21 protein-coding genes and 2 tRNA genes are annotated in these 24,804 nt (G+C 62.2%); 9 read left to right on the forward strand and 14 right to left on the reverse strand.

Going from position 1 to position 24,804, the window contains the following annotated elements; translation table 11 throughout:
- The first annotated feature begins 60 nt into the window (after window positions 1–60).
- Both H2510_RS02595 and H2510_RS02600 read left to right on the forward strand, forming a co-directional pair.
- Complete coding sequence (locus H2510_RS02595) at window positions 61–2,298, forward strand: RNA degradosome polyphosphate kinase (RefSeq protein WP_222438150.1); 2,238 nt, start codon at window positions 61–63, stop codon at window positions 2,296–2,298.
- Window positions 2,298–3,233 carry a bifunctional NUDIX hydrolase/histidine phosphatase family protein gene (locus tag H2510_RS02600; RefSeq protein WP_186626793.1) on the forward strand — a complete coding sequence of 312 codons (936 nt, stop codon included), beginning with the start codon at window positions 2,298–2,300 and terminating at the stop codon, window positions 3,231–3,233. Before H2510_RS02595 ends, H2510_RS02600 begins: the two co-directional genes overlap by 1 nt.
- A gap of 90 nt (window positions 3,234–3,323) precedes the next feature.
- Here the strand turns inward: H2510_RS02600 and H2510_RS02605 are convergent, their stop codons facing one another.
- From H2510_RS02605 to leuC, 3 genes are all read right to left on the reverse strand, one after another.
- On the reverse strand, window positions 3,324–4,028 hold the full coding sequence (locus H2510_RS02605) for an HU family DNA-binding protein (protein WP_186626794.1): 705 nt from the start codon (window positions 4,026–4,028) through the stop codon (window positions 3,324–3,326).
- 148 nt (window positions 4,029–4,176) lie between these two features.
- Window positions 4,177–4,794, reverse strand: a complete 618-nt coding sequence (gene leuD, locus H2510_RS02610; protein WP_084348563.1) for a 3-isopropylmalate dehydratase small subunit — start codon at window positions 4,792–4,794, stop codon at window positions 4,177–4,179.
- Between the two features lie 50 nt (window positions 4,795–4,844).
- Window positions 4,845–6,269, reverse strand: a complete 1,425-nt coding sequence (gene leuC, locus H2510_RS02615; protein ID WP_186626795.1) for a 3-isopropylmalate dehydratase large subunit — start codon at window positions 6,267–6,269, stop codon at window positions 4,845–4,847.
- A gap of 152 nt (window positions 6,270–6,421) precedes the next feature.
- On the opposite strand from leuC, the gene H2510_RS02620 reads away from it, so the two are divergent.
- From H2510_RS02620 to H2510_RS02630, 3 genes are all read left to right on the forward strand, one after another.
- The gene (locus H2510_RS02620; RefSeq protein ID WP_186626796.1) at window positions 6,422–7,123 is read left to right on the forward strand and encodes an IclR family transcriptional regulator; all 702 of its coding nucleotides are present in this window, start codon (window positions 6,422–6,424) and stop codon (window positions 7,121–7,123) included.
- 58 nt (window positions 7,124–7,181) lie between these two features.
- The gene (locus tag H2510_RS02625; RefSeq protein WP_186627124.1) at window positions 7,182–7,679 is read left to right on the forward strand and encodes a PPOX class F420-dependent oxidoreductase; all 498 of its coding nucleotides are present in this window, start codon (window positions 7,182–7,184) and stop codon (window positions 7,677–7,679) included.
- Window positions 7,680–7,762: 83 nt separating this feature from the next.
- Complete coding sequence (locus tag H2510_RS02630) at window positions 7,763–7,930, forward strand: DUF5302 domain-containing protein (protein ID WP_168708266.1); 168 nt, start codon at window positions 7,763–7,765, stop codon at window positions 7,928–7,930.
- A 77-nt stretch (window positions 7,931–8,007) separates the two neighbouring features.
- On the opposite strand, the gene H2510_RS02635 is transcribed toward H2510_RS02630, so the two are convergent.
- Both H2510_RS02635 and H2510_RS02640 read right to left on the reverse strand, forming a co-directional pair.
- Window positions 8,008–8,080 (reverse strand) — tRNA-Glu (locus tag H2510_RS02635).
- A gap of 123 nt (window positions 8,081–8,203) precedes the next feature.
- A tRNA-Gln gene (locus H2510_RS02640) sits at window positions 8,204–8,275 on the reverse strand.
- A 195-nt stretch (window positions 8,276–8,470) separates the two neighbouring features.
- Between H2510_RS02640 and H2510_RS02645 the strand changes: the two genes are divergently transcribed.
- Window positions 8,471–10,012: a bifunctional 3'-5' exonuclease/DNA polymerase gene (locus tag H2510_RS02645; protein ID WP_186626797.1), complete on the forward strand. Its 1,542-nt coding sequence runs from the start codon at window positions 8,471–8,473 to the stop codon at window positions 10,010–10,012.
- Here H2510_RS02645 and H2510_RS02650 read toward each other — a convergent pair.
- Genes H2510_RS02650 through H2510_RS02660 form a run of 3 tightly spaced genes read right to left on the reverse strand, consistent with a single transcriptional unit; the run spans window position 9,991 to window position 13,282 of the window.
- A complete protein-coding gene (locus H2510_RS02650; RefSeq protein WP_186626798.1) occupies window positions 9,991–10,983 on the reverse strand; it encodes a YihY/virulence factor BrkB family protein in 993 nt (330 codons plus the stop codon). The genes H2510_RS02645 and H2510_RS02650 overlap by 22 nt on opposite strands.
- 16 nt (window positions 10,984–10,999) lie before the next feature.
- A complete protein-coding gene (gene gltX, locus H2510_RS02655; protein ID WP_186626799.1) occupies window positions 11,000–12,472 on the reverse strand; it encodes a glutamate--tRNA ligase in 1,473 nt (490 codons plus the stop codon).
- 36 nt (window positions 12,473–12,508) lie between these two features.
- On the reverse strand, window positions 12,509–13,282 hold the full coding sequence (locus H2510_RS02660) for a fumarylacetoacetate hydrolase family protein (RefSeq protein WP_186626800.1): 774 nt from the start codon (window positions 13,280–13,282) through the stop codon (window positions 12,509–12,511).
- Window positions 13,283–13,416: 134 nt separating this feature from the next.
- Here H2510_RS02660 and H2510_RS02665 point away from each other — a divergent pair, with 134 nt between their 5' ends.
- Entirely contained in the window at window positions 13,417–14,613 is a 1,197-nt protein-coding gene (locus tag H2510_RS02665) for an MFS transporter (protein ID WP_186626801.1), read from the forward strand.
- Between the two features lie 78 nt (window positions 14,614–14,691).
- On the opposite strand, the gene H2510_RS02670 is transcribed toward H2510_RS02665, so the two are convergent.
- The 5 genes from H2510_RS02670 to H2510_RS02690 form a co-directional block, all read right to left on the reverse strand.
- Complete coding sequence (locus H2510_RS02670) at window positions 14,692–15,702, reverse strand: 3-isopropylmalate dehydrogenase (RefSeq protein WP_186626802.1); 1,011 nt, start codon at window positions 15,700–15,702, stop codon at window positions 14,692–14,694.
- 43 nt (window positions 15,703–15,745) lie between these two features.
- Window positions 15,746–17,341, reverse strand: coding sequence for a phosphoglycerate dehydrogenase (gene serA, locus H2510_RS02675; RefSeq protein WP_186626803.1), 1,596 nt, complete (start codon window positions 17,339–17,341; stop codon window positions 15,746–15,748).
- A 200-nt stretch (window positions 17,342–17,541) separates the two neighbouring features.
- Window positions 17,542–18,543: a ketol-acid reductoisomerase gene (gene ilvC / locus H2510_RS02680; protein WP_186627126.1), complete on the reverse strand. Its 1,002-nt coding sequence runs from the start codon at window positions 18,541–18,543 to the stop codon at window positions 17,542–17,544.
- 62 nt (window positions 18,544–18,605) lie between these two features.
- Window positions 18,606–19,109 (reverse strand): acetolactate synthase small subunit, encoded by a 504-nt coding sequence (ilvN, locus tag H2510_RS02685; RefSeq protein WP_084348552.1) that lies wholly within the window; start codon window positions 19,107–19,109, stop codon window positions 18,606–18,608.
- Window positions 19,106–21,055: an acetolactate synthase large subunit gene (locus tag H2510_RS02690; protein WP_186626804.1), complete on the reverse strand. Its 1,950-nt coding sequence runs from the start codon at window positions 21,053–21,055 to the stop codon at window positions 19,106–19,108. Before H2510_RS02690 ends, ilvN begins: the two co-directional genes overlap by 4 nt.
- A 255-nt stretch (window positions 21,056–21,310) precedes the next feature.
- On the opposite strand from H2510_RS02690, the gene H2510_RS02695 reads away from it, so the two are divergent.
- Both H2510_RS02695 and ilvD read left to right on the forward strand, forming a co-directional pair.
- On the forward strand, window positions 21,311–21,814 hold the full coding sequence (locus tag H2510_RS02695) for a PH domain-containing protein (protein ID WP_186626805.1): 504 nt from the start codon (window positions 21,311–21,313) through the stop codon (window positions 21,812–21,814).
- A gap of 56 nt (window positions 21,815–21,870) precedes the next feature.
- On the forward strand, window positions 21,871–23,712 hold the full coding sequence (gene ilvD / locus H2510_RS02700; protein WP_186626806.1) for a dihydroxy-acid dehydratase: 1,842 nt from the start codon (window positions 21,871–21,873) through the stop codon (window positions 23,710–23,712).
- Window positions 23,713–23,780: 68 nt separating this feature from the next.
- Here ilvD and H2510_RS02705 read toward each other — a convergent pair whose 3' ends face one another.
- Window positions 23,781–24,719 carry a DoxX family protein gene (locus H2510_RS02705; RefSeq protein ID WP_186626807.1) on the reverse strand — a complete coding sequence of 313 codons (939 nt, stop codon included), beginning with the start codon at window positions 24,717–24,719 and terminating at the stop codon, window positions 23,781–23,783.
- Window positions 24,720–24,804: the final 85 nt, after the last annotated feature.

Raw genomic sequence — 24,804 nt, forward strand, 5'->3', positions numbered from 1 at the left:
CGTACCGCCGACGAAGTCGACCCGGACAATTCACCGATCCGAGTTTCGCAGTCCACCCGAATGGGGGATGATCGGACGGTGAGCAACAGTGAAGGACCCGCCGCCGCCGCCGGATCGTCAGAGTCCGCCGGCAGTACCGACACCGTGCAGTCGAGTGCACCGCCGACGAACCCGACGCCAGGAAATCCCACATCGCTTCCGGCGACTACTGCGCTGGATTCGCTGGACGCCGCGGACGCACTACCCGAGAACCGTTATCTGAACCGGGAATTGAGCTGGCTCGACTTCAACTCCCGCGTCTTGGCGCTCGCGGAGGATTCATCACTCCCGCTTCTGGAGCGAGCGAAGTTCCTTGCCATCTTCGCGTCCAATTTGGACGAGTTCTACATGGTGCGGGTGGCAGGCTTGAAGCGGCGCGACGAGACAGGGTTGTCGGTCCGCTCCGCGGACGGTCTCACACCGCGCGAACAATTGGCTCTCATCGGTGAGCGAACCCAAGAACTCGCGCACCGCCATGCTCGCGTCCTCCTCGACGCCATACTCCCGGAACTCACTTCCGAGGGCATTGCGATCATCCGCTGGTCCGACCTCGACGCGGATGAGAGGGAGCGTCTGTCCGGATATTTCCACGAACAAGTGTTTCCAGTCCTCACCCCGCTCGCCGTCGACCCAGCTCACCCGTTCCCCTACATCAGCGGGTTGAGCCTCAATCTTGCTGTGACAGTGAAGGATTACGCCACTTCGGGTGAGCACTTCGCGCGCGTCAAGGTACCGGACAATGTCGATCGTTTCGTTCGAGTCCGACGCGGCGACGGCAGCCATCGCATCGATGCGTTTCTGTCGATGGAGGAAGTGATCTCCGCACATCTCGATGTGCTGTTCCCTGGTATGGACGTGGTGGAAAGCCACGCCTTCCGTATCACTCGCAACGCCGACTTCGAGGTAGAGGAAGATCGGGACGAGGATCTCCTCCAAGCACTGGAGCGCGAACTCGCGCGTCGCAGATTCGGCTCTCCCGTTCGACTCGAGATCGCAGACGACATGACCGAGCACATGCTCGAATTGCTGCTGCGAGAACTGGACGTCGACCCCGGTGACGTGATTCAGGTTCCAGGCTTGCTCGACCTCTCGTGCCTGTGGCAGGTGTACGGCGTGGACCGGCCGAACCTCAAGGATGCGCCTTTCGTCCCGGCGACGCATCCAGCGTTCGGGGAACGTGAAACACCCAAAAGTGTCTTCTCCACCCTTCGCGACGGGGACGTATTGGTACATCACCCATACGATTCTTTCTCCACCAGCATCCAGCGCTTCATCGAGCAGGCTGCGGCCGACCCCCAGGTTCTCGCCATCAAGCAGACTCTGTATCGAACATCCGGTGACTCCCCCATCGTCAACGCTCTCGTCGATGCGGCAGGCGCGGGCAAGCAGGTGGTGGCACTCGTGGAGATCAAGGCGCGATTCGACGAGCAAGCCAACATCGAATGGGCACGCAAGCTCGAAAAGGCAGGGGTCCATGTCGTGTATGGGCTCGTCGGACTGAAAACGCACTGCAAGACGTGCTTGGTGGTTCGCCGCGAAGGCTCTGTGATCAGACGGTACTGCCACATCGGAACCGGAAACTACAACCCTAAGACCGCTCGAATCTACGAGGACGTGGGCTTGCTGACCTCCTCGCCCGAGATCGGCGCCGATCTCACGGATCTGTTCAACTCTTTGACGGGGTACTCGCGAAAGACCAGTTATCGCAACCTCCTCGTTGCTCCCTACGGGGTGCGCCGGGGCATCGTGGAACGTATCGAAGGTGAGATCGAGCGCAAGCTGGCGGGCGGCGAGGCGGGAATTCGGCTCAAGGCCAACGCTCTCGTCGACGAGCAAGTCATCGATGCGCTCTATCGCGCATCAGCGGCGGGTGTCTCGGTTCAGGTCGTCGTACGCGGAATCTGCGCACTGAAGCCGGGCGTACCCGGTCTGAGTGAGAACATCGAAGTACGTTCCATTCTCGGTAGATTCCTCGAGCACTCGCGCGTACTGAATTTTCGTGGTGCCGATGAGTTCTGGATCGGAAGCGCAGACATGATGCACCGAAATCTCGATCGTCGCGTCGAAGTCATGGCACAGGTGAAGGATCCACGCCTCACCCATCAGCTGGACGAAATTTTCGAGTCTGCCCTGGATCCAACGACTCGTTGCTGGGAGCTGAGAGCGGACGGCGGCTGGGCAGCGTCCCCAGCCCATGGCGAGAAGGTCCGTGAACACCAACAGGAATTGATGCGTAGTCGTCGAAACCAGGCTTCGTAATGGCAAGCCACAACACGCCGCTTCCTGCCAACATCTTTGCAGCCGGGGCTGTTCTGTGGCAGAAATCTCAGGGCGTGGATGGGGAGATCAGCGTCGCCCTGGTTCACCGGCCGAAATACGACGACTGGTCTTTTCCGAAAGGAAAGATCGATCCAGGAGAGACCGCGGTGGTCGCGGCCGTTCGAGAAGTCGAGGAGGAGACAGGGTTCGCCGCACGCTTGGGGCGTTACCTGTCCAAGGTCACGTATCCCGTTCCTGGGCATAGACGGATAAAGAAGGTCGATTACTGGACGGCAGAAGCGTACGACGGCAAGTTCGAGCCGAACGCCGAAGTGGACGAGCTCCGCTGGGTCTCACCGATCGAGGCATCGGAGCAGTTGTCGTACCCGATGGATCGGAAGGTTCTCCGTAGATTTCTCGAAAAGCCGCCCGATACCGACACTGTCCTTCTCGTCAGACATGGGCGCGCCGGGCGACGTTCACGATACAAAGGCGACGACACGTTGCGACCGCTGGACAAGGTCGGACAATCTCAGGCCGACGCACTGGTGGCTCAGCTCTTGGCATTCGGAGCCGACAGCGTCCACTCCGCCGACAGGCGCCGTTGCGTTCAAACAGTGCAACCTTTGGCCGATCGGCTCGGCGAAGACATCACCTTGGAGCCGCTGCTCTCCGAGGAGGGCTACTGGGAGGATCCCGCGGGCGCGCGCGAGCGTGCACGTGCGATCGCGTCGGCTGGTGGTGTCCGAGCGATTTGCAGCCAGGGGAAAGTCATCCCGGATCTGTTGCAGTCGTGGGCCGATGAGGACGGCGTGAAACTCCCGCCGAACCGGAACCGCAAGGGCAGCGTCTGGGTACTCTCACTCCACGGCGGTCGGTTGATTGCGGCAGACCACCTTGCTAGTCCATTGCCGGTGATTCCGGCCGGGGACTGAACCAGTAGATCTTCACACACGAAAACAGGGCCCAGGCAATGTCTGCCTGGGCCCTGTTTTCTGTCCGTTCGTCGATTACCGAATCGAGAACTACTTGCGAGCTGCGCGCTTTGCCGGCGCCTTCTTTGCCGCGGTCTTCTTCGCTGCAGTCTTGGCCGGAGCCTTCTTCGCAGCAGCAGTGGTCGTAGCCTTCTTCGCTGCAGTCTTGGCCGGAGCCTTCTTCGCTGCAGCAGTGGTCGTGGCCTTCTTGGCCGGCGCCTTCGCGGGAGCCTTCTTTGCCACTGTCTTACGTGCCGCCGTCTTGGCGGGAGCTGCCTTCTTCGCGACGGTCTTGGCTGGCGCTGTCTTCTTTGCGACGGTCTTGACCGGTGCTGCCTTCTTGGCCGCGGCAGTGGTCTTGCGTGCCGTGGTCTTGACTGCGGCCTTCTTGGCGGCCGTCTTCTTCGCTGCGGCAGTCTTCTTGACTGGCGCCGAAGCGGATCCACGCTTTACTGCGGGTCCGGTTGCGGGAAGTTTCTGTCCGCCGGCAATCACTGCCTTGAACTGAGCGCCCGGACGGAATGCGGGGACATTGGTCGGCTTTACGCGAACCGTCTCACCGGTGCGCGGGTTGCGGGCGACACGCGCCGCACGACGACGCTGCTCGAAGACGCCGAAACCAGTGATGGTTACGCTCTCGCCGCGATGGACCGCACGCACGATGGTGTCGACGATGTTCTCGACAGCCTCTGTGGCGCTCCGCCTATCCGACCCCAACTTCTCGGTCAGGGCGTCAATCAGCTCTGCCTTGTTCATGGAATTCCTCCGCAATATTGTGGTCCATCGTCGGACCGACTACTACAACGGTAAACCCCAAGTCGTCAAGAGTCTATGCGCCACGCCATTTCTCATCAGGTGTCGCGCAATGTGGCAGGGCCGCAAAGCGTGTCGGAACCCTCCCCCGTCACCCTTCCAGAGGTTCTTCGATACGGGCCGGAAGCGTCGCAGGTTTCCATGAAGGCCTTGACTTTTCGTACTCGGAGATAGCCTCTACCTGGCGTAATGTCAGTCCGATGTCATCCAGACCTTCCAGCAGACGCCATCTCGTGTAGTCGTCAATGGCAAAGCGCACCACCAAGGTTCCGGCCGTTATGGTCTTCGATTCGAGATCGACAAGAATTTCCAGACCGGGCTGTTCTTCGAGGACTTTCCAGATCAATTCGACGTCGCTCTGCTCGACTTCTGCCGCGAGAAGCCCCGCCTTTCCAGCGTTCCCACGAAAGATGTCGGCGAAACGAGATGCGATGACGACCCGAAATCCGAAGTCCGATAGCGCCCACACTGCATGCTCGCGGGAAGATCCAGTTCCGAAGTCGGGGCCGGCAACCAGGACCGAACCTCGGTCATAAGGGCTCACATTGAGAATGAATTCTGGATCGTTACGCCATGCAGCGAAGAGTCCGTCTTCGAAACCGGTGCGCGTCACCCGCTTCAGGTACTCCGCAGGAATGATCTGGTCGGTGTCGACGTTCGAACGGCGCAGAGGCACGCCGATTCCTTGGTGGCGGATAAAGGCTTCCATCGAAAAATCTCCTACGTTTGACGAACGATCAGGCGGCTTGAGCGAAAGAACTAATCAAGATCGGCCGGGGACGACAGCGTCCCTCTGACCGCGGTGGCAGCCGCGACCAATGGCGAGACAAGGTGCGTACGGCTGCCTTTGCCTTGCCGACCCTCGAAATTTCGATTGGATGTCGACGCCGATCGCTCACCTACAGCCAATTGATCGGGGTTCATTCCCAGGCACATCGAGCATCCCGCTTGGCGCCACTCGGCTCCTGCGGCAGTGAAGATGTCGCCGAGACCTTCCTTTTCGGCCTGCGCGCGAACCCGCATCGATCCGGGCACCACGAGCATGCGCACCCCCTTCGCCACCGTCCGCCCTTCCAGGACTCCCGCGACGGCACGCAGGTCTTCGATTCGTCCATTCGTGCACGAACCGACGAACACTGTGTCGATCGACACCTCTCGAAGTGGCGTCCCCGCTTCGAGACCCATGTACGCCAACGCCTTCTCGGCCGAGAGCTTTTGTCCCTCGTCGGTCATGTCGGCCGGGTTCGGCACCCGATCTGCCAGTGGCGCACCCTGACCGGGGTTCGTACCCCACGTGACGAACGGAGTGAGACTGGAAGCATCGATGTGAACTTCGTTGTCGAAGACTGCGTCCGCGTCCGTTGCGAGTTCCTCCCACGCCGAAACAGCGGCGTCCCAGTCGCTTCCCTGTGGGGCATGCGGCCGGCCTTTGATGTACTCGTACGTGATCTCGTCGGGTGCGATCATCCCGGCACGCGCACCTGCCTCGATCGACATGTTGCAGATGGTCATTCGAGCTTCCATCGAAAGCTTTCGAATGGCTTCGCCGCGGTATTCGAGTATGTATCCCTGCCCGCCACCCGTCCCGATCTTGGCGATGACGGCCAGAATCAAATCCTTACTCGTCACCCCGGGCGCCAATTCACCGTCCACGGTTATGGCCATCGTCTTGAACGGCCTCAACGACAGAGTCTGAGTGGCCATCACATGCTCGACCTCGCTGGTTCCGATTCCCATCGCGATCGCCCCGAATGCACCGTGGGTAGAGGTGTGACTGTCTCCGCAGACAACTGTCATACCCGGCTGCGTCAGACCGAGTTGAGGTCCGATGATGTGCACAATTCCTTGATCGAGATCGCCCATGGGGTACAGGCGAACTCCGAATTCTTCACAGTTCCTACGAAGAGTGTCGACCTGAGTACGCGAGACGAGATCCGCGATCGGCGCAAAGATATCGGCCGTCGGGACGTTGTGATCCTCGGTTGCAATGGTGAGATCCGGTCGACGCAGCGGGCGGTTGGCCAGGCGAAGACCGTCGAACGCTTGCGGACTCGTCACCTCGTGAACGAGGTGGAGATCGATGAAGATGAGATCGGGTTCCCTGGAGCCCCCTTCGCCACCGCCTCGAACGACGACGTGCTGATCCCATACCTTCTCTGCCAGAGTGCGTGCTGTGCCGGCCATCAATGCCACCAACCTTTTCCTGATGTGTGTCGCGCCGGTGGACTACGGGCTGGCCCACGTCGCGCTATCGCACCGACATTACGTATCTCCCGCCGCGAACGAGCACATTCCACAATGTGCATTCCCACGATGCGAGACGCTAGTATCGGTCTATGAGACAGCATAGCGGCATCGGCGTTCTGGACAAAGCAATGGGGGTTCTCCATGCGGTTGCCGCGGAACCCTGCACGCTCAGTGATCTCTGCATAAGAACCGGGCTCCCCCGCGCCACCGCACATCGCCTGGCCGTCGGTCTCGAAGTCCACCGGCTCGTTGCGCGTGACGCTCACGGGCTCTTCAGGCCCGGGCCGGGCCTGGCCGAACTTGCGGCCACTGCCACCGACACATTGCTCGACGCAGCAGCATCCGTCCTTCCGCGGTTGCGCGAGATCACGGGCGAGAGCGTGCAAATCTACCGGCGCGAGGGCACCGTACGGGTCTGCGTCGCCTCGATGGAACCGCCGACAGGTCTGCGCGATACGGTTCTCGTCGGTGCCCGCCTTCCCATGTCAGCAGGCTCCGGCGCGAAAGTTCTACTCGCTTGGGCCGATCCACAGACCCAACGCACCGTTCTGCCGGATGCAGAATTCGGGGAACGTGTGCTGATCGAAGTCCGCAGGCGGGGTTGGGCTCAGAGTGCCGGGGAACGTGAGCCAGGAGTCGCCAGCGTCGCAGCTCCGGTTCGAGATGTGGCAGGAAATGTCATCGCCGCTGTATCGGTCTCAGGGCCCATCGACCGAATCGGCCGTAGACCCGGTGCGCGTTGGGCCGCAGATCTGCTCGCTGCTGCCGAGGCGATACACAAACGACTCTGACACGAACAGATTCGGAATCTACGATCCTCGATGCCCTGTTCTCTGATAAGCAATGAGCGTGGGAACCAATCAGCGCGCGCAGATAACAATGACCGACCTCGAAATCGCGACGTTCATCGACAGAAGTCGAGTTGCGACTCTCGCCACCATCGGAGCCGATGGACAGCCTCACCTCGTAGCAATGTGGTACGGCGTCATCGACGGCGAGGTCTGGTTCGAGACCAAGGCGAAGTCTCAGAAGGCCGTCAACATTCGTCGTGACTCGCGGATAACGGTGCTCGTCGAGGACGGCAACACCTATGACACTCTCCGCGGCGTCTCCTTCGAAGGGACAGCGGAGATACTCGACGACCCTGAGTCGATCTCTGCAGTGGGCATAAGTGTGTGGGAACGCTACACCGGGCCGTATTCGGAACAGGTGCGTCCGATGGTGGAGCAGATGATGAAGAAACGGATTGCAGTCAGGGTCGTCGTCGACCGCACACGCTCATGGGATCACCGCAAGCTCGGCCTGCCCGCCATTCCACTGGGTGGATCCACGGCCGAACACGTATAGCGGTGAGAGCGGAGACAGAGGCGTCAATCTCCGCTCCCATTCTGCGGTACCTTTTTCTCGTCACCGACGTGCAAGGAGCGATCATGACAGAACCCAGCAAAGAAGATACGAAGAAGAAGTTTCGCGAGGCCCTGGAAAAGAAGAATCACAAGTCGGCTACCGCGGTCGAGCACAAGGATGGCGGACCGAAGGTGAACAACGCCCACGGCCCCGCCGATCATCAGCGGATGTTCCGACGCAAGAGCGTCTAGGTTCGTAAACGTAGACCCGCTTGCACAGAACGAAAACACCCTCTCACCGAACCGGTGAGAGGGTGTTTTGTTCGTTGTAGCCCCGACGGGATTCGAACCCGCGCTACCGCCTTGAGAGGGCGGCGTCCTAGGCCGCTAGACGACGGGGCCAGGAACTTCTTCGATAGCAACCACACTTCGGTTGCAATCACATTCAACTGTGTACAACCAGATGAAAGCTTAGCCAGCTTAACCGGCTGACGTTCGGCAACAAAATCACCACCGAAACGCTTGCTGGGGTACCAGGACTCGAACCTAGAATGGCGGTACCAGAAACCGCTGTGTTGCCAATTACACCATACCCCAATGACCTTCGACGACATCCACACAACCAACATGTGCACTGCGTTCTGGGCCGGAATAGAGACTATCAAAGGACACCCGGGTTTCTCCAAATCGGCTGGTCAGAGTCTCGAAGTACGCGCCAGAGCGACCTCTGGACCCGCGGGGACGACCTCGAAGGTCCTAGCGGACACTCGATCTTGTGATCACCGACGGTAGATGCGAGTGAAAGTTGTCGTAGTGCCGACAGGCGCCGTTCATCACCTCTTCCCTACCGACGACGACGGACGCCTGTCCGGGCCGCGAGAAGAATGCACCGACCTCGCTGCGACCGTGCACCGAATCGAGACTGCTGATCGTCCCAGGTGGATTTGGGAGTCCACTGCGCGTACCTATGGCCCGCTGCTGGAGGCAGGGGTACGCGTCGACCGCTGTCACGATCTTTCCCTCGTAGAAGGAATCCTCGCCGTCCGCCGCGGCGAGGTCCCCCCACCCACGACTGCGCCCGAAGACGACCGACCGGGGTTGTTCGACGCATACGCTTATCCGAGCTCCGAATCGATCCTCGACTTGCATCGTCGGCACGTAGCGGAAAGCGCGGCATCGACCGGCCTCCGACTCTTGTTCGCTGCAGAATCCGCGGGGGCACTGGCAGCTGCGGAGATGAGTTACGCCGGTTTGCCATTCTCTGCCGACGCACACGATCGATACCTCGAGACGATGCTCGGCCGACGCCCACGCGACGGAGACTTGCCGCCCTCGATCATCGAGCTCGAATCCGAGATCAGCGCGGTCTTCGGTCGCCGAGTCAATCCCAGTTCACACCTGGAGGTAATCGCCGCTTTTGCCCGGGAAGACATCGAACTGACCTCGACGCGTGCCCACGTTCTCAGCGCCGTCGATCACCCGGCAGTTGAGCTTTTGCTTCGCCACCGGGATCTGTCGAAGTTGTTCAGTACCAACGGATGGGCATGGTCGAAGGCATGGGTTCGGCAGGACCGATTCCGCCCCGTCTATGTGCCCGGTGCGGTGGTGTCCGGCCGCTGGGCAAGCCGCGGCGGTGGCGGACTTCAAATCCCGAAACCTCTGCGCACCAGCGTGATAGCGGAGCCTGGCCACGATTTCGTCATCGCCGACGCCGGACAACTCGAGCCACGGATCTTGGCTGCGATGTCGGCCGACCCCGCAATGACCGAGGCTGCCGGTACCGAAGATCTGTACGCCCCCGTCGCACAGGCAGCCTTCGGCGGCGACCGAAACAAAGCGAAAGTTGCCATCCTCGGGGTCTTGTACGGCGCCACCTCAGGTGAGTCGCGGTCCCTCCTGGCCTTGCTACGCCGCAGGTTCCCCGAGGCCGTCGAGTACGTCGAGCGGGCCGCTCGGAGCGGTGAACGCGGGGAGGTCGTCCATTCATGGCTCGGGCGCGCGTGTCCGCAACCGTCGGCCGAGTGGTGGGCGCACGGCGATGCACATGCGCGCGGGCGATTCACCCGAAACTTTCTCGTGCAGGCGACCGCATCGGAATGGGCAGTATGCCTGTTGGCCGAGTTACGAAAGAGGCTGGCAGCCGAACCAGGATCCGGCGAACTCGTCTTCTTTCAACACGATGAGGTAGTCGTGCACAGTCGCGACTGCGTCACAGCTCGTCGGCACATCGAAGACGCCGCGCTCAGTGCCACACGGCTCCTCTTCGGCAACACCGCAGTTCGATTTCCGATGGATATCGCGGTGAGGGCTTGCTACGCCGATCCGGAGGACTGAGCTTCTTCCTCGGATCCATGCCCGTCGAAAGTCACCTCGATCTCCTCGAACCCCTTGCTGCGTTGCGCTTCCGCTTGACCGGTGTAGGTGAGACGGTCACCCTCGGTAAGGATCACGTCGTCGGTGAACGGCGTCAGAAGTGAACGGGGATAGAGCTTTTCCACCCTAACCACATCGATCTCGACGGCGAAGACGATGAGGACCGAAGCGATGTACATGAACGCCAGAAGTCCGATCACTACCGCGAATACCCCATTGGTGATCGACGCTCGGCCCACGACATATCTGATGTACACACCGCCGAATGTCTGCAGAATCTGCCAGAGGACCCCAGCCACGATCGCCCCCGGAAGCACGTTCGAGATCGACAAGTCGCGGGCCGTCGCCAGCCGGAAAGCGACGGTGAAGACGATGATGTTGAGAAGAATGGACGCAATCAGCACCACACTGCCGTTGATGCTGCCGAAGACACCGGCAGAACTGGCAACGTTGACGGCAGTGATAGCCAGGACGGCGACCCCGACCGTGCTGAGTAGCGCAAGCCCGCGTACTCGTGAACGAATCGGGTTCGGGCGAAGGTTCTTCGGTACTGCCCACGCAACATTCATCGCATTCTGAACGGCTACGGCGACCCCGAGGCCACCGTAGAGCGAACCCAGGACACCGATGATCAGACCGAGAGTTCCGCCACCGATCTTGTCCGGTTCGCCGACCTCGTCACCGATGATGGGAATCTGACTCAGTGCCGAATCCAAGATCTGTTGCTGCAGCTGCGGGTTACCGGCCAACACGATTCCTAGGATCGTCGATCCGAGCAACAGCAACGGAAAGAGCGACAGAAATGCGTAGTAGGCGATCAGAGCAGCGAGATAGCCGCCCTGATCGTCCACGAACTTGTAGATCACCGCCAGCGGAAAGCCGAGGACCGGGTGGCGACGCTGAACTCGGTCCACCCGTGCGGCGACAGACACCTGGTTACCGCGCCGATCAGCCGATGGAGGCGCGCGCAGCGCCGAGTCGCGCGAGCGTCTTCTCGCGCCCGAGGAGTTCCATCGACTCGTACAGTGGCGGAGAGATGTGTGATCCGGTCACCGCGACGCGGACCGGTGCAAAAGCCTTGCGCGGCTTGAGTTCCAAGCCGTCGATCAGTGCGGCTTTGAGCGTCGCCTCCAGATCTGCTGTGCGCCAGGAAGACAACTCTGTCAATGCTGTGATCGTCGCGTCGAGAACGGGTCCGGCATCGGCAGTCAGGTTCTTCGCCGCCGCCGCCGGGTCTATTCCGAAGTCGCTGTCGGCGACGTAGAGAAACTTCAGCAGTCCCCAGGCGTCCGACAACACCACGATGCGTGTCTGCACGAGATCGGCGGCCACGGCAAACTGCTCCTCGTCGACCTGCTCGGGCAAATGCCCCTGCTCGGTCAGGAACGTACGCAGTCGCGCTGCGAAATCCGCAGGTTCGAGCAGCCGAATGTGCTCGGCATTGATGGCATCGGCCTTCTTCTGGTCGAATCGAGCCGGGTTGGAGTTCACGGTGGAGATGTCGAACGCCGCCACCATTTCGTCGAGCGAGAAGACGTCATGGTCGTCGGAAATGCCCCAGCCGAGAAGCGCCAAATAGTTCAGCAGTCCCTCGGGCACGAATCCGCGGTCACGGTGGATGAAGAGATTGGATTCGGGATCGCGCTTGGAGAGTTTCTTGTTCCCCGGGCCCATTACGAACGGGAGGTGGCCGAATTCTGGTGTGCTGTCCGCGACACCGATCCGGATGAGCGCCTCGTACAACGCCAACTGTCGCGGGGTCGAGGACAACAGGTCCTCTCCGCGAAGCACGTGCGTGATCTTCATCAGCGCGTCGTCCACAGGATTCACCAACGTGTACAACGGAATCCCGTTGCCTCGGGTGAGTGCGAAGTCCGGCACCGTGCCGGCTTTGAATGTCGTCTCCCCGCGGACGAGGTCCGTCCACGACAGATCGTGATCGGGCATACGCAACCGAACGACGGGGCTGCGGCCTTCGTCGAGGAACTTCTGTCGGTGCTCGTCGGTCAGATCCCGATCGAAGTTGTCGTAGCCCAACTTGGGGTCCCGCCCGGCGGCCTTGTGGCGGGTCTCGACCTCCTCGGGGGTCGAGAAGGAGTGGTACGCCTCTCCCGCTTCGAGCAACTGTCGGACTACATCGAGATGTTGATCACGCCGGAGCGACTGTCGATACGGTTCGTACGGCCCACCGACCTCCGGGCCCTCGTCCCAGGTGAGCCCGAGCCATCGTAGTGCGTCGAGGATCGCCGCATACGACTCTTCGGAATCACGTGCTGCATCGGTGTCTTCGATGCGGAAGACGAAAGCACCACCATGATGGCGCGCGAACGCCCAGTTGAACAGAGCCGTGCGGATCAAGCCCACGTGCGGGGTGCCGGTCGGTGACGGACAGAATCGGACTCGTACTTCGTTGGAGGTCATAGCTCGCTCGCGTTCGAGGGGAAGGTGAAAGGATCGTCAGTTCTTGGCGGCGACAGGGTTGGTCAGCGTGCCGATGCCCTCGACCGTGACCGACACCGACTGGCCCGCAATGATCGGGCCGACGCCCTCGGGGGTACCGGTGAGAATCACGTCGCCGGGCAGCAGGGTCATGACGGCCGAGACCCACTCGATGATCTCAGGGATGTCGTGCAGCAGCAACGACGTCCTACTGCGCTGTTTCACTTCACCGTCGACCTCGGTCGTGATTTCGAGGTCGGAGGCGTCGAGCGAGGTCTCGATCCAAGGCCCGAGTGGGCAGAACGTGTCGTGCCCCTTGGCCCTGGTCCATTGACCGTCGTGCCGTTGATGGTCACGAGCGGACACGTCGTTCGCGACGGTATAACCCAGGACCACATCGAGAGCTTTGGCGGCAGGCACGTCCTTGCACGGACGCCCGATCACGATGGCCAGTTCGCCTTCGTAGTGAACCTCGTTCGAGGTAGCCGGCAACATGATGGGCGCTCCCGGCCCGACGATCGAGGTGTTCGGCTTGATGAAGATAACGGGATCCTTGGGGGCCTCCCCGCCCATCTCGGCTACATGTGCAGCGTAGTTCTTTCCGATCGCTATGACTTTGCTGGCGAGGATCGGGGCGAGCAGACGAACGTCGGCCAGCGGCCACGACCGGCCTGTGAAAGTCGGAGTGCCGAAGGGATGTTCGGCAATCTCCTTGGCGGTGCGTTCTTCACCCTCTCCCTCGATACTCACGAATGCCACACCATCAGGACTTGCAATTCGACCCAGACGCATGTCGAAAGTCTATCGACCTTCCTTTTCGCGGCGTCCATGCCGTCCGATGCAGCGTGCGGTACGGGTGTAACGTCGCACCTGGATTTCAGATACCAAGATCTCAAGTCCACATAGTGGGAATCAGGAATGGGGCCATGACTGCAACAGATCGCGCAGCCGACACCGACAGCGCCCGAAAGTGGTTGATGCTCGCCCTCGGAATGCTCGCGCAGACTTCAGGCGCGGTCTTCATCAACGGAGCTGCATTTCTCATTCCCGCTCTGCACGAGGACCGCGGGTTGAGCCTGCCCAGTGCCGGACTGCTCGTAGCGATGCCGACGGTGGGCATCATGCTCACGCTGATCGCTTGGGGGATGCTCGTCGACCGCATCGGCGAACGCCTCGTACTCACTATCGGGCTCGGCCTCACTGCGGCTGCCAGCTTCGCGGCGTACTTCACCACCTCGTTCGAGATGCTCGGCTTGTGCCTGCTGATCGGAGGAATGGCCGCAGCCAGCGCGAACAGTGCGTCTGGACGCGTCGTCGTGGGATGGTTCCCACCCCAGCGACGCGGCCTCGCCATGGGAATTCGCCAGATGTCGGTACCACTGGGCGTCGCCATCGCTGCGCTGTCGATACCGCCCATCGCGAAAGACCACGGCATCTCGGCGGCCCTGCTGGTCCCCGCAGTCATCTGCACACTGGGCGCCGTGCTGTGTCTGGCCGTCGTCGATCCCCCACGCCCGACGCGCGCCGATGCAGCCGAACAGGGACTACTTGCCAACCCGTACAGGGCCAGTTCTCAACTCTGGCGGATTCATTCCACCTCGATCCTGCTCGTGGTGCCTCAATACGTCGTGTGGACCTATGCGCTCCTCTGGCTCATGGCCGATCGCGAGTGGTCGGCAGCCTCGGCAGGCATCTTGGTGACCGTCACCCAAATCCTCGGAGCGTTCGGTCGCATGGGAGTCGGCGCACTATCGGACCGTGTCGGAAGCCGAATGCGTCCGTTGCGATGGGTCGCAATCTCGACGACCGTGAGCATGCTCGCGCTCGCAGTCACCGACTGGCTGGACTCCCCCATCTCCATCGCGCTATTGGTCGTGGCCTCGATCGTCACCGTCGCACCCAACGGGTTGGCATTCACTGCCGTCGCCGAGTACTCGGGTTCCTATTGGAGCGGGCGCGCGCTGGGTGTCCAGAACACTGGGCAGTTCATTGCAGCTTCGCTCGTCCCGCCGGTCTTCGGCGCCCTCGCTGCAGTCAGCTTTCCGCTGGCATTCCTGGTATCGGCTGTCTTCCCTGCTCTGTCCGTCCCCGTCATCCCCGAGGATCACGAGAGCAACGAGTAAAGACCGAAAACGAACGAATGCCCCTCACCGCACCCAGCAGGTGCACGTGAGAGGCATTCGATGCACTCAGCGAGAGATTTACAGCTTGGCAGCGATCCGGTCGCCGATTTCGGTGGTGGTCGCCGATGCGGACCCCCGGGAAGCGAGGTCTGCAGCAACTGCAGCTTCGACTCGTGCTGCGTTGGCGGAGTCGCCAAGATGCGCCAAAAGTAGCGACACCGACAGAATTGCTGCCGTCGGATCCGCTTTGCCTTGCCCTGCGATATCCGGGGCACTGCCGTGCACCGGCTCGAACATGCTGGGGTTGGTGCCCGTCGCATCGATGTTTCCACTGGCTGCGAGGCCGATGCCGCCGCTGACGGCAGCGGAGAGGTCCGTGACGATGTCACCGAAAAGATTGTCGGTGACGATGACGTCGAACCGGCCCGGGTCGGTGACGAGGTGAATCATCGCGGCATCGATGTGCTGGTATGCGACCTCGACGTCAGCGAATTCCTTGGAGACTTCTTCCACCGTCCGCGCCCAGAGACTGCCGGCGAACGCGAGCACGTTGGTCTTGTGAAGCAGCGTGAGGTGTTTACGCCGGCCGAGAGCGCGAGCGAACGCGTCGCGAACCACACGCTCGACACCGAAGCGGGTATTGACGCTCACCTCGGTCGCAACCTCGTGCGGGGTGTTCACCCGCAGTGCTCCACCATTGCCGGTGTACGGCCCTTCGGTTCCCTCGCGTACGACGAGCACGTCGATTTCTTTGTTACCTGCGAGCGGTCCGGTCACCCCGGGGTACAACTTCGCCGGACGAATATTGACGTGGTGATCGAGTGCGAAGCGTGCATTGAGCAACAGGCCGCGTTCGAGGATGCCGCTGGGTACCGACGGGTCGCCGATGGCACCCAAGAGAATTGCGTCGTGTCCCCGAATCTCTTCCAGGACCGACTCGGGAAGAAGTTCGCCGGTCGCGTTGTAGCGGCGGGCCCCGAGGTCGTATTCGGTCTTCTCGACTCCGGGCACGACGATGTCCAGCACCTTCAATGCCTGTTCGACGACCTCAGGGCCGATTCCATCTCCAGCGATGACGGCGAGCTTCATTGAACTCCTCGTTCTGTGTAATGCGTTCGGGATGAGACGGTGCTCAGGACAGGTCGACGAGTTCGATCGTCGATGCGCCGACCGCGGCGGCAATGCTTGCACTCAGTTCCGACGGCACGTCCTTGTCGACGCGGAGCAGGATCGTGGCGCCTTCACCCTCGGTGTCCTGGCTGAGCGCTGCAGCCTGGATGTCGATTCCGGCGTCACCGAGCAGTGTGCCGATGCGGCCGAGGCTGCCGGGCTGATCTGCGTAGTTGACGATGAGGTTCTTGCCCTCGGCCCGAAGATCGAAGTTGCGGCCGTTGATGTTGACGATCTTCTCGACCTGCTTGGTGCCGGTGAGAGTGCCTGCAACGTTGAGGACGGTTCCATCGCCGTATACGGCGCGAATGTCGACGACGCTGCGATGGTTCTCACTCTCGGGTGCCTTGGTGACCTCGGCGGTGACCCCGCGCTCCTCGGCAAGTGACGGAGCGTTGACGAAGGTGACCGAGTCTTCGATGACGGCAGAGAAAAGGCCGCGCAGTGCCGACAGCTTGAGGATCTCGACATCTTCGGCAGCGAGCTCGCCGCGCACATCGACCGACAACGAGGAAGGCAGTTCTTCGGAGAGTGCGCCGAGAAGCACGCCCTGCTTACGGACGATCTCGAGCCAAGGCGACACCTCTTCGCCGACTGCGCCACCCTTGACGTTGACTGCGTCGGGAACGAATTCACCTGCGAGAGCAAGCAATACAGACTTCGCGACGTCGGTGCCCGCACGGTCCTGAGCTTCGGTAGTCGATGCTCCGAGGTGGGGGGTGACGACGGCCTGCGGCAGCTCGAACAGCGGGCTGTCGGTGCACGGCTCGGACGCATAGACGTCGATTCCGGCAGCGAACACGTGGCCGCTGGTGATGGCGTCAGCGAGCGCCTGCTCGTCGACGAGACCGCCGCGGGCGGCGTTGACGACGATGACACCCGGCTTGGTCTTCGCGAGGGCTTCCTTACCGATGATGCCCTTGGTTTCGGGGGTCTTCGGAAGGTGCACGGAGAACATGTCGGCGCGTGTCAGCAGTTCGTCGAGAGAGACGAGCTCGATTCCGAGCTGGGCAGCGCGAGCAGCGGAGACGTAGGGGTCGTACGCGATGACATGCGTCTCGAAGGCAGCCATACGCTGAGCGAACAGCTGGCCGATACGGCCGAGTCCGACGACTCCCACCGTCTTGCCGAAGATTTCGACACCGTTGAACTTGCTGCGCTTCCACTCGTGCTGACGCAGCGTGGCGTCGGCAGCGGGGATCTGGCGAGCAGCGGACAGCAACAGCGTCACAGCATGCTCGGCAGCAGTGTGGATATTCGACGTCGGGGCATTGACCACGAGGACGCCACGCTCGGTGGCGGCAGGCACGTCGACGTTGTCGAGGCCGACACCCGCGCGAGCGACGATCTTGAGTTTCGTGCCGGCGGCGAGAACCTCGGCGTCGACCGTGGTGGCGGATCGGACGAGGATGGCGTCGGCTTCGGGGACTGCCGCGAGAAGTGCGGGGCGATCCGGGCCGTCGACCCAACGGACCTCTACGCCGTCGCCGAGTGCCTCGACTGTGGACTGCGCAAGTTTATCGGCGATCAGAACGACAGGACGGCCTGGCTGACTCACGTGAAGAACTCCCTATGTCATCGGAAATGATGCTGTCGATCGGAATGAAGAATGGCGTGGTGCGGCACAAGTTTAGATGCCGAGGTGGGGCGCATCGGTGTCGCCCTCACGACCCGGGAAGAGGGGCGCCCTCACGCACTGGTCAGTGCGTGGGGCGCCCCTCTCGTCAAGCAGGTACTACCGAACGAATTCGGCTGCGATCAGGCTGTTTCCGTGATCGGACGATCGACCCAGCTCATCAGACCACGCAGCTTCTTGCCGGTGACCTCGATGGGGTGCTCGGCGTTGGCCTTGCGCAGGCCTTCGAGCTCGGTGTTGCCGTTCTCGACGTTGGCGACGAGACGGCGGGTGAACTCGCCGGACTGGATGTCCGCCAGAATTGCCTTCATGCGCTCCTTGGTGCCGGCGTCGATGACGCGCGGTCCGGACAGGTAGCCACCGAACTCAGCGGTGTCGGACACCGAGTAGTTCATCCGAGCGATGCCGCCTTCGTACATGAGGTCGACGATGAGCTTGAGCTCGTGCAGCACCTCGAAGTACGCCATCTCCGGCGCGTAACCGGCTTCGACCATGACCTCGAAACCGACCTTGACCAGTTCCTCGGTTCCGCCGCAGAGCACGGCCTGCTCGCCGAAGAGGTCCGTCTCGGTCTCTTCTTTGAACGTGGTCTTGATGACTCCGGCGCGCGTGCCGCCGATGCCCTTGGCCCAGGACAGTGCGAGCGCCTGGCCCTCACCCTTGGGATCCTGATCGACGGCGATGAGCGCCGGGACACCCTTGCCGTCGACGAACTGACGACGCACGAGGTGGCCGGGGCCCTTCGGGGCGACCATGGCGACGGTGACGAAGTCGGGAGCTTCGATCAGATCGAAGTGGATGTTGAGTCCGTGTCCGAAGAACAGCGCGTCGCCGTCCTTCAGGTTCGGCTCGATCTCTTCCTTGTAGATCGCTGCCTGAGCCGTGTCCGGTGCGAGCACCATGATCACGTCGGCCCATGCGGAGACCTCGGCGGGAGTGCCGACCTCGAGGCCCTGCTCCTCGGCCTTGGCGCGAGACTTCGAGCCTTCCTTGAGGCCGATGCGCACATCGACTCCGGAATCGCGCAGGCTCAGCGAGTGCGCATGGCCCTGGCTTCCGTAGCCGATAACAGCGACCTTGCGGCCCTGAATGATCGACAGATCAGCATCGTCGTCGTAGAACATCTCGACTGCCACTGGTTACTACCTTTCCTCTTGGGTTTTACGCTAGTTCGTCACTGCGGTCGCTAGCGCGACGCGGTGATCGATTTCGGTCCACGTCCGACGGCAACGACTCCCGACTGGACTATTTCTCGAATTCCATAGGGGTCCAACATCTTGAGCAACGCATCGAGTTTCGACCTCGTTCCCGTTGCTTCGACCGTGACCGCCTCGGGCGACACGTCGATAACCTTGGCGCGGAACAGGTTCACGGTCTCGATGACCTCACTACGCACGCTCGAGTCGGCCCGCACCTTGATCAGGACCAGTTCGCGGGCCACCGAGGAATCGTCGTCCTGCTCGACGATCTTGATGACGTTGATGAGCTTGTTCAGCTGCTTGGTCACCTGTTCCAGCGGGAACTCGTCGACAGTGACCACGATCGTCATCCGCGAGATCTCTGGGATCTCCGTCCCACCCACGGCGAGCGAGGAGATGTTGAATCCGCGTCGCGAGAACAATGCCGCGACTCGGGCGAGGACGCCTGGCTTGTCCTCGACGAGAACGCTGAGGGTGTGGCTCGTGCTCACTTGTCGGTGCCTTTCGCTTCGCCGTGCGCCTGCTCGCGTGCCATAGCTTCTTCGATCACGGCAGGCTCGGCGCCCGTTGCCTCGTCATCGTCGAACAATGGCCGAATTCCGCGGGCAGCCATGATCTCGTCGTTTCCAGTGCCTGCTGCGACCATCGGCCACACCTGGGCGTCGGCGCCAACGATGAAGTCGATGACCACCGGGCGGTCGTTGATCGCACGGGCCTGCGCGATGACGTCCTCGACATCCTCTTCCCGCTCGCACCGCAGTCCTACGCACCCGAGCGCTTCGGCGAGCATGACGAAGTCCGGGATGCGCTTGGCGCCGTGCGTACCCAGGTTCGTGTTGGAGTACCGCTCTTCGTAGAACAGGGTCTGCCACTGGCGCACCATGCCCAGGTTGCCGTTGTTGATCACAGCGACCTTGATGGGGATGCCTTCGACTGCGCAGGTAGCCAGTTCCTGATTGGTCATCTGGAAGCAGCCGTCACCGTCGATCGCCCACACCTCGGCGTCGGGCAATCCCATCTTTGCGCCCATCGCTGCGGGCACCGCGTAACCCATGGTTCCGAGTCCACCCGAGTTCAGCCATGTGCGCGGCTTCTCGTACTTGATGAACTGGGCGGCCCACATCTGATGCTGGCCCACTCCCGCGCAGTAGATCGCATCCGGGCCGGCGAACTTACCGACCGAGGAGATGACGAACTCCGGCGACATCGCACCGTCGGTCGGACGGTCGTAGCTCAGCGGGTAAGTCTTGCGGATGTCGTCGAGATAGACCCACCAGTCGGCGAGATCGAGCGTCGTTCCGGTCGCCCGGTCCGCGCGGATGGCCTCGATGAGTTCGGTGATGACCTCTTTGCAGTCGCCCACGATCGGGACGTCCGCGTAGCGGTTCTTACCGATCTCGGCCGGATCGATGTCGGCGTGGATGACCTTCGCGTTGGTGGCGAACGTGGACAACTGCCCGGTGACGCGGTCGTCGAAGCGCGCGCCGAGAGTGATGAGTAGATCACTGCGCTGCAGCGCAGCGACGGCAGCGACTGTCCCGTGCATTCCGGGCATGCCGAGATTGAGCTGATGGCTGTCCGGGAACGCTCCCCTGGCCATGAGCGTCGTGACGACGGGGATCCCGGTCAGCTCGGCGAGCTCGAGCAGTTCGGCGGAGCTGTTGGACTTGATGACGCCGCCGCCGACGTAGAGGACCGGCTGCTTGGCGTCAGCGATGTAGCGTGCCGCCTCGCGAACCTGCTTCCCGTGAGGCTTGGTGACCGGTCGGTAGCCGGGCAGACGCATCTCCGGCGGCCACGAGAAGGTGGTCTGCGCCTGGAGCACGTCTTTCGGGATATCGACGAGCACAGCACCGGGACGTCCCGAGGCAGCGAGATAGAACGCCTCGGCCATGATGCGGGGGATGTCGGCACCGTCGGTGATCAAGAAGTTGTGCTTGGTCACCGGCATCGTGATGCCCGAGATGTCGGCTTCCTGGAAACCATCGGTACCGATGAGCGACCGGGCGACCTGACCGGTGATCGCAACGATGGGGACCGAGTCCATCTGAGCGTCGGCGAGCGGAGTGACAAGGTTGGTCGCTCCGGGGCCGGAGGTCGCCATGCACACGCCGACACGGCCGGTGGCTTGCGCATAACCGGTCGCGGCATGTCCGGCGCCTTGCTCATGGCGAACCAGGACGTGTCGAACCTTCTTCGAATCGAAGAGCGGGTCGTAGACGGGCAGAACTGCCCCTCCCGGAATGCCGAAGACAGTGTCGACGTCGAGTTCTTCGAGCGCTCGGACAACGGACTGTGCGCCGGTCACCTTCTCGGGCGCGATGTGACGACGCGATCCGTCGATGGGTCCGGCCGTCGGCGTTTCGGACGTCGACGAGCTGTTGACTGTGCCCGACTTACGAGTCGTGGGCCCTGGGCGTGCGGTTGGTGCGCTCACTGCTGCTTCCTCAGGATTTTCGAGTTCTGGGCGATCTCTGGGCAAGAAAAAACCCCCGTCAGCAGTAGCTGTACGAGGGTGGCGCGTCGATGCGAGTTTGAACAACCGGCTCAGGCGTTGACGCGCCGGCCGATTACGAGTATCCAATTCCGCTTCACGTGCTCGACGGTAGGCGCGCGCATAGGGAAGAGTCAAACTCGTCACGACGCAATCCCATTATGTGAGATCGCGCAGTTGCAATGCGAGGATGAAGGGGTGTCATCCTCACAGCAGTCCGAACCACCGGACTCATCATCCCACACCCCCGATCCGTCTCCGCAGGTCATCCGACTCCCCAAGCTCGCGTTGGTGGGCGTTGTCCTTCTTCTGTTCGGCGTGTCGTTCCCGGCAGCGAGTTGGCCCGCCGTGTTCGGCTGGCTGTTCCTCGTTCCCGTGGCGGTCGCCATCTGGGTTCTCCGAGTCCGCACGACCGTCAGCGAGCAGGGCCTCGCAGTGCGACGGATCGTGGGTTCGGAGTTCATCGAATGGGACCGAGTTCGAGGAATTCACTTCCCCGACCGTCGCTGGGCCCGCGTTGTCCTGACCGACAAGACCGAGAAGTCACTACCCCTCGTCCGGTTCGATCGACTACCCCAGTTGGCGGCCGCAAGCGGTGGACGAATCACCGACCCCTACGCCTCGGCCCGAGCCGACGCCGCGCAAGATGCCGAACATCCCGACGAGGCCCCGGAGATCGCTCCAGAGACAGACCCTTCCTAGCGCGGGAGTAATCTCGACGGCGCGATAATCCGCTCCGAGATTGAGGAATCGAAAGCATGCCCCCGCTACGGTCACGAGTAACCACTGTCGGACGCAACGCTGCGGGTGCGCGCTCGCTGTGGCGCGCAACAGGAATGACGGACTCCGACTTCGGCAAACCGATCGTGGCGATCGCCAATTCCTACACGCAGTTCGTGCCCGGCCACGTACATCTGAAGAACGTCGGTGAGATCGTCGCGGACGCCATCCGTGCCGCAGGCGGAGTGCCCCGCGAATTTCACACCATCGCCGTCGACGACGGAATCGCGATGGGTCACGGCGGCATGTTGTATTCGCTGCCGAGCCGCGAGATCATCGCCGATTCCGTCGAATACATGGCCAACGCGCACACCGCCGACGCACTCGTCTGCATCTCGAACTGCGACAAGATCACCCCGGGCATGCTCAATGCCGCCATGCGCCTCAACATTCCGGCAGTCTTCGTCTCCGGCGGGCCGATGGAGGCCGGCAAGGCCGTCGTCGTCGAGGGCGTCGCGCAAGCTCCGACGGACCTGATCACCGCCATCTCGGCATCGGCCAACGACGCCGTGTCCGAGGACGGACTCGACGAGATCGAGCGCAGCGCCTGCCCGACCTGTGGATCCTGCTCGGGAATGTTCACCGCCAATTCGATGAACTGCCTCACCGAGGCGCTCGGCCTCGCTCTGCCCGGAAACGGCTCGACGCTGGCCACGCACTCGGCTCGGCGCGCACTGTTCACCCGTGCCGGAACCACCATTGTCGAAGCGGCACTCAAGTACTACCGCGACGAGGACTCCTCCGTTCTTCCCCGCAACATCGCCACTCCGGCGGCATTCCGAAACGCGATGGCGCTCGACGTCGCGATGGGCGGATCGACCAACACCGTTCTGCATACGCTCGCTGCTGCGCAGGAAGGCGAGGTCGACTTCGATCTGGACACCATCGACGACATCAGCCGCAAGGTGCCTTGTCTGGCAAAGGTCTCCCCCAACTCCGACTACCACATGGAAGACGTACACCGGGCGGGCGGAATTCCGGCGTTGCTCGGCGAACTGCGACGTGCAGGGCTCCTCGAAACCGACGTATCCACCGTCCACACCAAGAGTTTCGAAGAATGGCTCGACACCTGGGACATTCGTTCGGGTGTCGCCTCGGACGAGGCGATCGAGCTGTTCCACGCCGCGCCGGGTGGAGTACGCACCGTCGAACCGTTCTCGACCGACAACCGATGGTCTTCGCTCGATACCGACGCGGCCGGAGGTTGTATTCGTGACAAGGAACACGCTTACACCGTTGAGGGCGGCCTGGTCGTTCTACGCGGAAATGTCGCACTCGACGGCGCAATCTTGAAAACGGCGGGGATCGAGGAAGAGCTGTTCACCTTCCAGGGCCCCGCGCTGGTCGTCGAGTCGCAGGAAGAGGCTGTCTCGGCGATCCTCCAGAAGAAGATCAAGGCAGGAGATGTCCTCGTCGTACGTTACGAAGGTCCCAAGGGCGGCCCGGGAATGCAGGAGATGCTGCACCCGACCGCATTCCTGAAGGGAGCCGGACTCGGCAAGGTCTGCGCATTGATCACCGACGGAAGATTCTCCGGCGGAACATCCGGCTTGTCCATCGGACACATCTCTCCGGAGGCAGCGGCCGGAGGCGTCATCGGTCTCGTTCAGGATGGGGACCAGGTACGCATCGACGTCGCCACGCGCACACTGGAAATACTCGTCGACGCAGAGGTTCTCGACGAGCGGCGAGCGAAAATGGATGCGTCCGAAAGGCCTTGGCAGCCGGTGGACCGGCAACGAACGGTCACCACGGCATTGCGCGCCTACGCGGCCCTGGCCACTTCCGCAGACAAGGGCGCCGTTCGATACGTCCCCTGAGTACTGAAAAAACAGTGAAGGGCCCGGTTGCGCTCGATGCGCACCCGGGCCCTTCACTGTTGGAAGACCTACTGGACCAGTGGATTGGCACCGTTCAAGAAAATCCACAGGCACACGCCGCCTGCGATGCCGAGTACGAGCGCGATGAACGAGCCGAAGCGCGGACGCGTTGCCCAGCCTCGACGACCGTCGAAGGCGATCTTGCCTGGGCCGGTCAAAATGATCGCCGCCGCTGCAACACCGAGCAAGGTTTCGTATTCCACGCCGTCCGGCGCGAAGAATGCGAGGCCAGGCTCCGCAGCCTGCTTGAAGCACCACGCGTTGATGGCGACAGCGAGTACCGCAGCCCCGGCGAACGGCGTCGCCAAGCCCAGGATCAGTAGCGCACCACCGGCCGTCTCACCGACTGCACCGGCGATGGCCAACAGATTGGCCTGGTCGTAGCCGGAGTCCTCGAGAAGAGTGCGAAATCCGTCGAGACCCGGACCGTTCCACAGGCCGATGAGCTTCTGCAGCCCGTGGACCAGGAAAATTCCGCCTACCGCCAGCCTGAGTAGGAGCAAACCGAGATCTGTCGTTCCTCTTCGCGCGGGGATCTCGACGGTTTCGGTCCGAGTGATCGGCTCGGGGACTGGCGCGGGCACCTCGGCGGCACCACTCCCACGAGTGTTGGCGGCTGGTGTTTCGAGGAACTCCGTCGGCTGCTCCGAGTAGGAACCGGTGCCGTGTCGCGAATCCGGGGCAATCGGCTCATCGTATTTGGACGGCCGAAACGACGGTATCTGCTCGGTCGGATACGACCCGGAGCCTCGCTCTCCGAAGTCCAGGTCCTCATCGGTACGCGGCATCCGATCCGATCCGCTGCTACCGGGGCCAGCAGATGTCGCGGGCGGGGTCGGTGACGACCGAGTCGTCGGCGTCAGCTGTTCGGTCGGTTGGTCGTACGGGCTCGGCGCCGGTTCGTAGCCGGTGTCGGTTGCGTCGGAGTCACGAGGCTTGTCGGTCACGCGCTCAACACTAGATCGCCGCGTCGCCGATCCAGGCTCATTCGGCTCCGCGCGGCGGCACAAATGCGGCCGCCTGACGATGGAC

It is taken from the genome of Rhodococcus sp. BP22, from assembly GCF_014281965.1.
Lineage (GTDB): Bacteria > Actinomycetota > Actinomycetes > Mycobacteriales > Mycobacteriaceae > Rhodococcoides.